10 protein-coding genes are annotated in these 13,253 nt (G+C 38.7%); 1 reads left to right on the forward strand and 9 read right to left on the reverse strand.

What is annotated here, in order from left to right; genetic code table 11:
* Position 1 precedes the first annotated feature (1 nt).
* From fmt to J0N78_RS07660, 8 genes are all read right to left on the reverse strand, one after another.
* On the reverse strand, positions 2-937 hold the full coding sequence (fmt, locus tag J0N78_RS07625) for a methionyl-tRNA formyltransferase (protein ID WP_209122435.1): 936 nt from the start codon (positions 935-937) through the stop codon (positions 2-4).
* Between the two features lie 40 nt (positions 938-977).
* The gene (gene priA / locus J0N78_RS07630; protein ID WP_209122436.1) at positions 978-3,389 is read right to left on the reverse strand and encodes a primosomal protein N'; all 2,412 of its coding nucleotides are present in this window, start codon (positions 3,387-3,389) and stop codon (positions 978-980) included.
* A complete protein-coding gene (coaBC, locus tag J0N78_RS07635) occupies positions 3,386-4,600 on the reverse strand; it encodes a bifunctional phosphopantothenoylcysteine decarboxylase/phosphopantothenate--cysteine ligase CoaBC (protein ID WP_209122437.1) in 1,215 nt (404 codons plus the stop codon). The genes priA and coaBC overlap by 4 nt, the downstream gene beginning before the upstream one ends.
* A gap of 220 nt (positions 4,601-4,820) precedes the next feature.
* Complete coding sequence (gene rpoZ, locus J0N78_RS07640; protein WP_209122438.1) at positions 4,821-5,027, reverse strand: DNA-directed RNA polymerase subunit omega; 207 nt, start codon at positions 5,025-5,027, stop codon at positions 4,821-4,823.
* Position 5,028: 1 nt separating this feature from the next.
* Positions 5,029-5,643 carry a guanylate kinase gene (gene gmk / locus J0N78_RS07645; RefSeq protein ID WP_209122439.1) on the reverse strand — a complete coding sequence of 205 codons (615 nt, stop codon included), beginning with the start codon at positions 5,641-5,643 and terminating at the stop codon, positions 5,029-5,031.
* A 102-nt stretch (positions 5,644-5,745) separates the two neighbouring features.
* The gene (gene remA, locus J0N78_RS07650) at positions 5,746-6,006 is read right to left on the reverse strand and encodes an extracellular matrix/biofilm regulator RemA (protein ID WP_209122440.1); all 261 of its coding nucleotides are present in this window, start codon (positions 6,004-6,006) and stop codon (positions 5,746-5,748) included.
* A gap of 146 nt (positions 6,007-6,152) precedes the next feature.
* Complete coding sequence (locus J0N78_RS07655; protein ID WP_209122441.1) at positions 6,153-7,034, reverse strand: YicC/YloC family endoribonuclease; 882 nt, start codon at positions 7,032-7,034, stop codon at positions 6,153-6,155.
* A gap of 136 nt (positions 7,035-7,170) precedes the next feature.
* Positions 7,171-9,876, reverse strand: coding sequence for a cation-translocating P-type ATPase (locus tag J0N78_RS07660; RefSeq protein ID WP_209122442.1), 2,706 nt, complete (start codon positions 9,874-9,876; stop codon positions 7,171-7,173).
* A gap of 290 nt (positions 9,877-10,166) precedes the next feature.
* On the opposite strand from J0N78_RS07660, the gene J0N78_RS07665 reads away from it, so the two are divergent.
* The gene (locus J0N78_RS07665) at positions 10,167-11,876 is read left to right on the forward strand and encodes an Rqc2 family fibronectin-binding protein (protein WP_209122443.1); all 1,710 of its coding nucleotides are present in this window, start codon (positions 10,167-10,169) and stop codon (positions 11,874-11,876) included.
* A 376-nt stretch (positions 11,877-12,252) separates the two neighbouring features.
* On the opposite strand, the gene J0N78_RS07670 is transcribed toward J0N78_RS07665, so the two are convergent.
* Entirely contained in the window at positions 12,253-12,909 is a 657-nt protein-coding gene (locus J0N78_RS07670) for a class I SAM-dependent methyltransferase (RefSeq protein ID WP_209122444.1), read from the reverse strand.
* Positions 12,910-13,253: the final 344 nt, after the last annotated feature.

The following is a 13,253-nucleotide window of genomic DNA, read 5'->3' on the forward strand; positions in this document are numbered from 1 at the left end:
ACTATTCTCCTAGTTTATCTCCTGTTGTAATACCTGCCCCTCGCAAAAAATGACCGGCAAGCATTCGTTTTTTACCTGCTGGTTGCAGTTCTGTCACTTTTATTGCCACATCATTTCCTGTTGCTACAATAAATCCATCATCTTCGATTGCGACGACGGTGCCTGGTATCACTTTTTTTACAGTAGGTACTTTTTGTCCCCACCAAATTTTCATTGGTTGCCCTCTTAACATCGTAAAAGCAACAGGCCACGGATGAAGCCCACGTATTTGATTGTAAATTTCTTCACCTGTTTTGTTCCAATCAATTTTCTCTTGATCCCGCGTAATATTTTTAGCAAATGTAACCTCTTCTTCATTTTGCTCAATCGGCTTTATTTCACCTCGAACAAGAGCTGGAATTGTTTCAGATAATAATTTCGCCCCTGCTGCACTTAACGTATTATGTAATGAACCGACGTGGTCTTCTTCTTCAATAGGAACAGCTACCTGTGTTAAAATATCTCCTGCATCTAGTTTTTCCACCATATACATAATTGTTATTCCTGTTTCTACTTCTCCATCTATTATTGCTTGATGAATAGGCGCTCCCCCACGATATTTAGGTAACAATGAGGCGTGGACATTAATACAACCGTATTTTGGTGCTTCTAAAATTTCCCGCGGTAAAATTTGTCCGAATGCAGCTGTAACGATTAAATCTGGCTTTAGTGAAATCACTTTACCTAGTTCTTCCTGTTCCTTTATTTTTTCAGGTTGTAAGACAGTTAATCCATGTTCTACTGCTTCAACTTTAACGGGAGGTGGTGTTAGAACTCGCTTTCTTCCTTTAGGACGGTCTGGTTGTGTAACAACACCAACAATTTCATAGCCATCCTCAACTAGCTGGCGTAATACAGGAACGGAAAAATCCGGTGTACCCATAAAAACAATTTTCATGTATCTATTTACCTACCTTTCATATATCCAAACACATCTTTTACATAAACATTTGTGGATTCATATCTATTGAAATCAGCAATTCGCCTTGAGCTACCTCTCGACTATAATGCTGTTGAATTTCACGTAATACATTACCAAGTTCTGGTTCATTTTTGTATTTTATCATGCATTGATAACGATATCTATCTTTAATCCGAGCAATTGGCGATGCGACCGGGCCGAGTATCGTCGCTTCTTTTGTAAGGTGTTCTTTTATAAAATGAGTAATTTTTTCTGTTACATGGATAACTTTTGGCAACTCCTGATGAGAGATATTAATTAAAACAATATGATAATACGGCGGATACCCGCTTCCCTTTCTGATAAACATCTCTCGTTGAAAAAAAGTAATATAGTCATGATCTTTCACAAGCTCAATACTGTAATGCTCAGGCGTATAGGTTTGAACGATAACTTCTCCAGGTAACTGATGTCGACCAGCTCTGCCACTCACTTGAGTTAACAGTTGAAATGTTCTTTCGGAAGAACGAAAGTCAGGTAAATGTAGCATCGTATCTGCTGATAACACGCCCACCAAAGTGATATTGGGGAAATCAAGCCCTTTTGCAATCATTTGTGTGCCCAAAAGTATATCAGCTTTTCCTTCACCAAACTCTTTCAACAACTTTTGATGAGCCCCTTTACGTCTAGTCGTATCTACATCCATACGGATGACACGGGCTTCTGGCAATACTTTCCCTAACTCTTCTTCTACTCGTTGCGTTCCTGTTCCAAAAAAACGAACGTGCTCACTTGCACATGATGGACAAGTTGTAGGCATTCGTTCTTCATGACCACAATAATGACATTTAAGTGTGTGACTTGTCCTGTGGTACGTGAATGAAATATCACAATGTTCACACGTTGGTACAAATCCGCAATCACGACACATTACAAATGTAGAGAACCCACGCCGATTTAACAATAGAACCATTTGTTCTTTTTTATTTAAGCGATCTTGCATCTTTTCAAATAGTGCACTGGAAAACATCGAGCGATTACCTGCCCTTAATTCTTCACGCATATCGACGACTTTAACGGAAGGAAGGGGACCTTTATTGACTCGCTCTCCTAAGGTAAGTAATTCATACCTACCAACTTTAGCTCTTGCAAAGGTTTCTAGCGAAGGTGTCGCACTACCTAAAACAACGGGACATTGATAATACTTTCCACGAAAAATGGCTACATCTTTGGCATGATATCTTGGCATTTCCTCTTGTTTATAACTACCTTCATGTTCTTCATCAATAATAATAATGCCTAAATTCTCAAACGGAGCAAAAATGGCCGACCTGGCCCCAACAGCAACATTAACTTCTTTTCGATGAATTTTTCGCCATTCGTCATATTTTTCGCCTAGCGAAAGACCACTATGAAGAACAGCAACTTGCGAACCAAATCTCCCTTTAAATCTTTCAACCATTTGTGGAGTCAACGAGATTTCTGGAACGAGCACGATCGCTTCTTTACCTTGAGATAACACTCGGTCAATGACCTGTAAGTAAACTTCAGTTTTTCCACTTCCAGTAACCCCATGTAATAAAAAAGTGTGATGAACGTTATTCTCAATTGAATGTAGAATAGGTACCGTCACTTTTTGCTGGTGCTCAGTTAACGGCAACGGTTTTGTTTGTTCAAAACTCTCATTTATAAATGGATCTCTATAAAACTCTTCATCTTTTTCAATGAGGATTCCTTTATCAACAAGGTTTTTTACTGTTGAACGACTACTGCCTGTTAGTTCCATCAAGCGAATTAAAGGAACTTGTCCTACATGGTTAGTAAAATATTGGACAATTGCTTTTTGCTTTTCTGCTCTTTGTGGTATTGTATCTACAATCTTAGTTAATTCGTCTTTTGAAAGCGGACAGGCTATCATCCGGTGTGTTTGTTTTTTACCTTTATCTTTCACTGAATATTGAACTTCAAGTAACCCTTCCTTCACAGCATCCTTTATTAACTTTAATAAGTTTTGATTAGTGTCAACAATGTCATTCCATTTCACTAATGGCTGGTCTAGAAAAAACGGTTGGAGCGGAGCAGGTAACTGGGAATGGTCTCCAAAGCAATGTAATTGTTTTTCTACTTTTGTTTTTAATGCTGCAGGTAACATCACTTGATATGCTGAAATTTTATAAGAAAGTGTTTGATCGGTTAACCAATTCCCAAGTTCAAGAAGCTCTTCTGTTAATACAGGTGTAACATCTAAAATGTCCTTAATTTCTTTTAAATTATCAACAGTTGAACTTTCGGTGACCTCAACAACAAAACCTTGTATTGCCCTTGGACCAAATGGAACAACGACTCTCATCCCTTTTTCAATAATATGATTCCACTCCGTTGGGATTTGATAATCAAATAAGCGATCGGTTTGTCCACTCGGGACATCGACAACGACCCTCGCAATCATTCTCGAGAACTTCCTTTATGATGATTTATAACTTCACTGAGAATTTGCTCGGCTACTTCTCGTTTTGTCATTATCGGAAGTTCGATTGTCTCACCATTTTTTTTATAAATCGTTACTCTGTTCGTATCTCCTTTAAATCCTGCCCCTGCTTCTGTAAGGTTATTAGCTACGATCATATCTAAGTTTTTTCGTTCTAGCTTCCCTTTGGCATACTTTTCGACTTTTTCCGTTTCTGCTGCAAATCCAACAAGAATTTGACCCGTTTTCAACTCACCCAATGTTGCTAATATATCTGTTGTTCGTTCAAGCTCTATAACTGCATCCCCTGGTTTTTTTTTCATCTTTTCTGTGTGAACCACTTTCGGGCGATAATCGGCAACCGCTGCTGTCTTAATCACGACGTCGGTAGCATCAAAATAATCCATCACTGCCTTAAACATATCCTCTGCTGACTGTACGTTAATTCGCGTTGCTCCTTTAGGGGTATCTAGTTGAGTAGGCCCAGAAATAAGAGTAACTGTAGCGCCGAGTTCTGCTGCTACTTCTGCTAGCTGGTAACCCATTTTGCCAGAAGAGTGGTTTGTAATATAACGTACTGGGTCTATCTTTTCTTGCGTCGGTCCAGCTGTTATAAGAAAGTTTTTTCCCTTTAGCGGTTCGTAAGCTTGGATTTGAAAAAACTGTTTTAATTGCTCCATGATTTGTTCAGGCTCCGCTAATCTCCCTTTACCTATGTATCCACAAGCTAAAAAACCTTCATCAGGCTCAATAAACCGATAACCGAATTGACTAAGCGTTTCTAAATTACGATTGACAGCAGGATGAGCATACATATGTACATTCATTGCAGGTGCTACAAATACTGGTGCTGTTGTTGCAAGTAACGTCGTAGATATCATATCATCAGCAATCCCATTTGCTAACTTTCCGATCATATTTGCAGTCGCTGGTGCAATGAGTACAACATCTGCCCAGTCCGCTAAATCGATATGCGCCACACCACTCGGATCTTTTTCATCAAAAGTATCATTATAAACAGGTTGCCTTGAAAGTGTTTGAAATGTTAAAGGGGTAACGAACTTTTCAGCTGACTTTGTCATCATTACTTTAACCGTAGCACCTGCTTGTGAAAGCTTACTCGTTAAAGCCGCTGCTTTAAATACCGCTACACCACCTGTCACACAAAGCAAAATATTTTTTCCATTAAACATCAATTCTTCCCCCTTGTATAGAAAAGCGTAAGCGCCTGGTTAGCGACGTAGTCCTTGCGCCCTCCGTATGAGATAAAGGAAACACGGTAAACGTAGTGAGCCGATGTTGACTTATCGTAAGGAGGAGTGCGAAGTCCACTAGGCGTTGGGCGCTTGCGCTAGATCGCTTTCGAATTTCTTATTTTTTTAAGAAAAAACAACCTATTTTAAGAATAGGTTGTTATTTTTCAAGGCGCTCATATTGAAGTTGGTCTGATACGATTTCCTCTAAAGCAACCCCTACTGGCTTATGAGAAACAGGTCTTGCTACTAACGGCCCACGGCTTAAATCTTCTTTAATTTCACGTGCACGTTTTGATGATACAGTCACTAATGTATATTTCGAGTCTAACTTATCTAATAATGAATCAATTGATGGATAAAGCATGCTACTCAACCTCCACTAACTGTTTATATTTCTCGATTAATCGTTCACGCTTACAATGTTCAGCTGTTACAATCGCTTTAATTCGATCAACAGCTAATTGCACTTCATCGTTTTCAACGACATAATCATATTTTTTCATCATATCAATCTCTTCTTTAGCAACGGTCATTCTTTTATTAATGACGTCAGCTGGTTCTGTGCCTCGGCCTTCAATACGTTTTCTTAATTCTGCTAAGCTCGGTGGCATTAAGAAGATAAATACACCTTCAGGTAAGCGTTCTTTCACTTTTAATGCACCTTGTACTTCAATTTCTAAAATAATGTCATTACCTTCATTAATGGTCTTTTTCACATAATCAATCGGCGTACCATAATAATTCCCGACATATTCAGCCCATTCTAAAAGATCATCATTTTTTATCATATTTTCAAATTCTTCTCTTGATTTGAAGAAGTAATTGACACCATCTACCTCTCCTGCACGTGGAGCCCGAGTGGTTGCAGACACTGAATATTGTATGTCTGTGTTCTCTTGTCGAAGTGCTGAACAGACTGTTCCTTTTCCTACTCCTGCAGGGCCTGAAAGAACAATCAACAACCCTTTTTCCTTTTTCATAAATACCTCCGTTTAACTTGTCATACATTTTAACCTAGACAAGTTCTTAGTTAAAAAGTGTAAAGAAACCCGGCGGTTGCCGAGTAGTTTGTGTATGTATGTCTATGCGTCTTCTGCTTCATCCTTATTCGTTAGACGCTGTGCCACCGTTTCAGGCTGAACTGCACTTAAAATGACATGGTCACTATCTGCAATGATGACAGCACGAGTACGTCTCCCATACGTTGCATCAATCAACATATTACGTTCTCTTGCTTCTTGAATAATTCGCTTAATTGGAGCAGACTCTGGACTTACAATTGAGATTATCCGATTTGCAGATACGATGTTACCAAAGCCTATATTAATTAACTTAATATTCATCTTTTCTCCCTCGCTTTTTGAGAGGAGTGATTAGGAGCACTTTAGCCATTTATGCTAGTGTCTTATGTAAAAAAGAAAAAACTCACTCTCATATTTTTCCCACTCTAAAATTACTATATACGAAGAGCGGGTGTTTTTCTATAAAATCATTCAATATTTTGCACTTGTTCTTTAATTTTTTCAATTTCACTCTTTAATTCTACCACTTGACGACTAATATGTATGTCATTTGCTTTTGAACCAATCGTATTTACTTCACGGTTCATTTCCTGTATGAGAAAATCAAGCTTTCTGCCAACAACGCCACCATCTTCAATTATTTTTATAAATTGAACCGTATGGGAATCGAGTCGTATTAACTCTTCATCTACATTCGTTTTATCGGCAAAGAAAGCCACTTCATTTAGTAATCTGCTTTCATCATACTCCACTTGCCCTTGCAAAAATTCTTCAACACGCTTTTGCAACTTTGAGCGATAATGATCAGCCACTTTTGGAGCATACTGCCGCAACTCATAGACTAACTGTTTAACAAATTCAACTCTCGTTTTTAAATCAGCATATAATGTACGTCCTTCACGCTGTCTCATCTCCACTAACTTCAATGCAGCCTCTTTTGTAGCCTTGGTCAGCAAAGAGAAAAGCCCTTCGTCCGTTTGTTCTTGCTCGTGAACACTGACTATCTTATCATGAAGAAGAAGTCCGTCTACTGTCGGTTCTGTAGTGAAATTTGCTTGCTTTTTCATTTCATTTGCAATGTGAATGTATTCATTAAATAAATCCCAATCTACGTCAAGTCGCTTTTTAACAAGACCTTCTCCGTCAATGTTGATAAAAACATCGACCTTCCCACGATTCACTTGGCTTTGAACAGCTTTCTTTAATTGTTCTTCAATTGGTAAAAGCTGTCTAGGCATTCGTACCATTACTTCAAAAAAACGATGATTATAGGAACGCATTTCAACTGAAACCTTAAAGCGTCCATTGTCTAAGACCGCTTGCCCGTATCCTGTCATACTTGTAATCATCTTATCACATCCACTTTTTCTATTCTATCTAATTTTAACACCTTCAATGTCAAAAAGAAAAGAAAGGCCATTAAAGGTTTGTAAAGTCACCTTTAACAGCCTAACGAAACTTTATTAAAATAGCAAGTCTAAAAGCTTATCGCTTACCAAATAACTGCCCAGCTCCTAATACGACTGTTGGTATTGCCGCCAAACCAAGGATCAGTAGCCAATCTCGAACGTCCATGAACGTCGTGTGGAAAACCGTTTGTAACGGTGGATAATAAATTACGACAAGCATTAGCAATATAGATGAAATAACCGCAACAACAAGATACATATTTTCAAAAGGATTACGATGATATACAGAATATTCACTACGACAATCAAAAACATGGATGAGCTGTGCCATAACTAATGTAACAAATGCTACGGTTTGTGCTTTCGTTAAATCATCTGGGTTTGCATTTAACATTATCATAAATGCAACGAGTGTTACGATTCCAATCATAAACCCTCGTGTTACAATTTTCCAAGCGAGACCACGAGCAAATACACCTTCATTAGGACTTCGCGGTGGTCGCTTCATCACGTCGCCCTCTGGTTTATCCATCCCAAGTGCCATTGCAGGTAACCCATCTGTTACGAGGTTAATCCACAAAATTTGAATGGCGACGAGTGGTAAAGGTAATCCCAAAATCATAGCAAATAACATGACTAAAATTTCCCCAACGTTAGAAGCGAGCATATAACGAATAAATTTTCGAATGTTTTCATATATATTACGTCCTTCTTTAATAGCGGCTTTAATCGTGGCAAAATTGTCATCACTTAAAATCAAAGATGAGGCTTCCTTTGCAACATCTGTACCTGTAATTCCCATCGCTATTCCGATATTTGCTGCCTTTATGGCTGGAGCATCATTGACACCATCACCTGTCATCGCAACGATATGACCTCGTGCTTGTAAGGCTTTAACAATTTTCAATTTATGTTCAGGAGATACGCGGGCAAAAACATATACATCATCTACAATCTCTTCTAACTGCTCAACGCTGATTCTTGAAAGCGTTTGTCCTTCTAGTACCTTCCCACTTTCAGGTAAAATATCAAGTTGCGTTGCAATGGCCCTCGCTGTAATTGAATGATCACCTGTAATCATAATTGTTTTTATCCCAGCTTCGCGACATTCACGAATCGAAGCTTTCACTTCTGGTCGCGGTGGGTCTATCATTCCTTCAAGACCGATAAAGGTTAGGTCTTTTTCTACATCTAAAGGATAATCTACTTTATCTTGAATTGTAAGCGGACGATAAGCGATAGCAATCGTCCGAAGCGCTCGACTAGCGAGCGTTGTAATCGCATCTTCAACTAATGTACGATTCCTATTTGTCATCGCTTCTTCACGTGAATTAAAAAATATTTTATTACTATTCGCTAAGACAACATCTGGTGCTCCTTTTGTTACAGCGAATCTTTTTCCATTTTTATCCTGAACAATAACGGTCATCATTTTTCGTGTTGATTCAAATGGAAATTCTTTTATAATCGTAAACTGCTTTTGAAGTGCATCTGCAGATATCCCCGCCTTCATCGCTGCTACAACAAGTGCCCCTTCTGTCGGATCACCGTCTAATACATATTCTGTTTTTTTCTTTTTTAATAGGCCTTCTTTTACTGTTTTTTCATTTACCTTCGCATGATTGCATAAGTAGCCAAATGCGAGCATTTGTTGGAGTGCTCGTTCTTTGTGGATATTTACTTTTTCTCCATTTGTTAAAAATTCACCCACTGGTTCATAACCTGATCCTGTTACATTCCATGTTTTCCCACCAATCCAAAGGTGGGTCACGGTCATTTTATTTTGTGTTAATGTTCCTGTTTTATCTGAACAAATAACAGAAGCACAACCTAATGTTTCGACTGCAGGTAGTTTACGAACAATTGCTTTTCGTTTAATCATTCGTTGTACACCAAGTGCTAATGCAACTGTTACAATAGCAGGCAGCCCTTCAGGAATAGCTGCAACCGCTAACGAAACACCAGCTAGGAACATTGTATACACATCATGACCTTGATAAACCCCAACAAGAACAACAAGAGCCGTTAGGAGTAAAGCAACACCAATTAGTATTTTTCCTAACTGTTCAAGTTTTCTTTGTAAAGGTGTAATTAATGTTTCGGTCGACTGAAGCAAATGGGCAATTTTACCCATTTCTGTTTTCATGCCAATTGCAACGATGACACCGACCCCATTTCCCTGAGTAACGAGCGTACCCATAAACGCCATATTCGATTGATCACCCAGTTCAAGGTCTTCACCTTGCAAAACTTTCTCACTTTTTTGAACAGGTACCGATTCCCCTGTAAGTGATGATTCTTCAATTTGTAGACCATTTGCTTGTAGCAAACGCATATCAGCGCCAATCCGGTCACCGCTTGTAATCTTAACAATATCACCTACAACAGCCATACTTGATGGAATTTTCGTCCACTCACCATCTCGAAGTACGACTAATTGCGGAGCAGATAACTCTTTCAAGGCTGTCAAAGACTTTTCTGCTTTTCGTTCCTGAACAAACCCCAATACACCATTTAAAAGGATAATTACCATAATTGTTATGGCATCGATGTATTCTCCTAAAAGACCCGAAATGAGAGTCGCAGCGAGTAAAACAAGCACCATAAAATCTTTAAACTGACCTAAAAAAACTAAAAGTGCTGATGGTTTTTCACCTTCATCTAGTTTGTTTTCTCCATATTGCTTTAATCGTTTTTGTGCCTCCTTAATAGATAAACCAGTTGCTCCGTTAGTTCCTGTTGATTTTTCAACTTCATTTACCTCCATCTCATACCATTTCATGACGACACCCCACATCTTGTACACTTTATACAAGCATCTTATTCAGGCACGTCCTAAAAAATGCTATACTGATGATGGGAATGAATGAGAAATTTAAATTTTTGAGAGGATGTTTAAAAAGTCTGGGAAAAATCTCTGTCGAATTTTCTTCGTTGGTTTGCTACTGCGTTTATTACGTATTTAAAGAATACGCTTCTGTACTCGCAACTGCACGCCTCGAACTTCTCGGACCTTTTTGTCTTCCTTTTTAAACACTTATTAAAAGATCGATTTAGGAAGTTGGTGAACATATGTCATTTGATGGACTAATGACAAGAGCAATAACAAATGAATTACAAGAAAAACTAGAAACGGGTAGAATTTCTCGTGTCTATCAACCTTATAAAACGGAATTATTATTAACTATTCGTGCTAAAGGAAATAATCATTCATTACTCATTTCTGCAAACCCTTCATTTGCGAGAATACATTTAACAACTGAAAAATATGAAAACCCGCAAGAACCACCGATGTTTTGCATGCTTCTTCGCAAACATTTAGAAGGAAGTTTTATTGAAAAAATAAAACAGATCGAAATGGAACGGATTATTACAATCGATATTAAGGGAAAGGATGAACTAGGAGACACAACTTATAAAACATTAATTATCGAAATCATGGGTCGCCATAGTAATATTACACTCATCGATAAAGACAGCAAAAAAATTATCGATAGCATCAAACATATCTCACCATCGCAAAGTAGTGTACGAACGGTAATACCAGGTCATCAATACGAGTTTCCACCTGCACAAGGAAAAACTGACCCTTTTTCAGTAGACGAAGAAAGTTTCCTGCGAAAGCTCGACTTTAATCAAGGAAAATTAGATAAACAAATTCTTGAAAAGTTTGCTGGAATTTCGCCACAAGTTACTAAAGAAATTGTTCATCGCGCCAAGCTATCACAACAGAAAGCAATTGCTGCAGCATTCTTTGAGGTGATCGAACCATTAAAAGAAAAGAAATATGAACCACAAATGATTGTTGGAGATAATAAAGTAGCATTTTCACTTTTTCCACTCACATATCTTCAAGGGGATGTACGGTATTTTTCATCGATAAGTGAACTACTAGACCGCTTCTTCTATGGAAAAGGTGAGCGCGACCGAGTCAAACAGCAAGCACATGATTTAGAACGGTTCTTACGAAATGAACTTCAAAAAAATGAAAAGAAAATTATAAAACTCGAAAATACATTAGTTGATGCTGAAAAAGCACAAAAACATCAACGCTTTGGGGAATTATTAACCGCTAATCTTCACCAAGTCAAACGGGGGGATACAGCTGTTGAAGTGATCGATTATTATGATGAGAACGGCGGTACAGTTACCATTCCATTAGATCCGCAAAAAACACCATCAGATAACGCACAAAACTACTTCCGCAAGTATAACAAAGCGAAAAACTCGGTTGCTGTTGTAGAGGAACAAATCATAAAAGCACAGCAAGAAATTCAATATTTTGATCAATTAATTCAACAAATGGAATCAGCGTCACCGAAAGATGTTGAGGAAATTCGTGAAGAGCTGATTGAAGAAGGCTATGTAAGACGTCGGCAAAAAGACGGGAAGAAAAAGAAGAAGCCTGTGAAACCACAAATTGAAGCTTACATTTCATCGACCGGAGTTGAATTCTTTGTCGGTAAAAACAATAAACAAAATGAATATTTAACGAATCGCTTTGCTCGCCAAGACGAAATATGGCTCCATACAAAAGACATTCCAGGATCTCATGTCGTCATCCGTCACACAAAACCTGATGAGACGACATTAACTGAGGCTGCAACAGTTGCTGCTTTTTATAGTAAGGCAAGACAATCGAGCAGGGTACCTGTTGATTATACAAAAATAAGATATGTTAAAAAGCCAAATGGCTCAAAGCCAGGATTTGTTATTTATGACAATCAAACGACATTGTATGTTACCCCTGATGAGGATTTAGTCTTAAAATTGAGGAAATAAGAAAAGCGGAAGGTGTCTGCTTATCGGCGACAAGCGCTGGAGGTCCAGCAATTAGTGTCCTGACTTTTGGACACGTTTGATGGACCGAAGCGACCTCGAGCCGATGACACCTGCAGCTAGACATTGAAAAGAGGCAGCGCCCGTTCAGCGGCGTATGGACTGGAGCCCTCCGTATGAGATAAAGGCAACACAGAGAGCGTAAGCGATCTGATGTTAACTTATCGTAAGGAGGAGAGCGAAGTCCACTAGACGCTGGGCGCTGAAGCTAGACATCCTCGAAAATTATGCTTTCTTATTCTTTAAGAAAAAAACTTCGTTTAAATTAAACTTAGACGAAGTTTTTTTCTGTCTAAATAATTCCCAGGCAATAAATAAATCAAAGCTTACAAATAGTGATTAAAGCCAAACCACCCACAACTGGAAAATGTTCCACTTGTTTCGCTCCACATCCTAATAAAAAGGTAGATAATTCTTCTGAATTGTAACGATGCCTTAACGTAGAAATATTCGACCACTTCAGCAATGTCGTTTCCTCAAATTGAGTAATATTGTTCTGTTGACAGTAATCGGCTGCTGCTTGTTGATTCATATGTTCGGATGGATTTAACATCGCAATCATCCCACCGTCTTTAACAACTCGAAGTATTTCTTTCATTCCTTTTTCAGGTTCTGGCAAAAGAAAAAGGACACACGTCGAAAGAGCTAAATCGAATTCATTTTGAGCATAAGGCAAGTTATAAGCATCTCCGACTTGAAAGGATGATTGATCACTTTTCCCTTTTTCAGCAAAAAGTTCAGTAGCTGCTTGAACCATTCCTTCAGACAAATCGATACCTACGACTTGACGAGCTTCGTCTACACCTCTAAGTAGTAAGCGACCCGTTCCACATCCAACATCTAGTACTCTTTTCCCAGTCCAGCTTCCAGTTACTCGCTTGATTTGATGGTGGACATCACTTAACCAGCTTGTACACGCCATCGCATCAAAAAATGGAACTAGTGGATCAAATTCTTCCCCATTCATTTTTCTCATCTGATTCCCACCTCATGTTTTCATTAGATTTAGAATATATCGGTTGTAAGTCAAGATATATCGAGTCTAATTCCAATTATATCGCGTTTTAATCAAAATATATCATTCCAACTCATCGGTAGTCCCAGCCAATGATACAAGAAAAGTGCAAGCGCCCGTTCAGCGGCGTATGGACTGGAGCCCCACCGTATGAGATAAAGGAAACACGGCGAGATTCATCGAGCCGATGTTGACTTATCGTAAGGAGGGGGAGCGAAGTCCACTAGACGCTGGGCGCTGTAGCTAGACATTGAAAAGCGGAAGGTGTCTGCTTATCGGCGACAAGCGCTGGAGGGCCAGCAATT

It is taken from the genome of Alkalihalobacillus sp. BA299 (assembly GCF_017745675.1).
Taxonomy (GTDB): domain Bacteria; phylum Bacillota; class Bacilli; order Bacillales; family Bacillaceae_F; genus Alkalihalobacterium.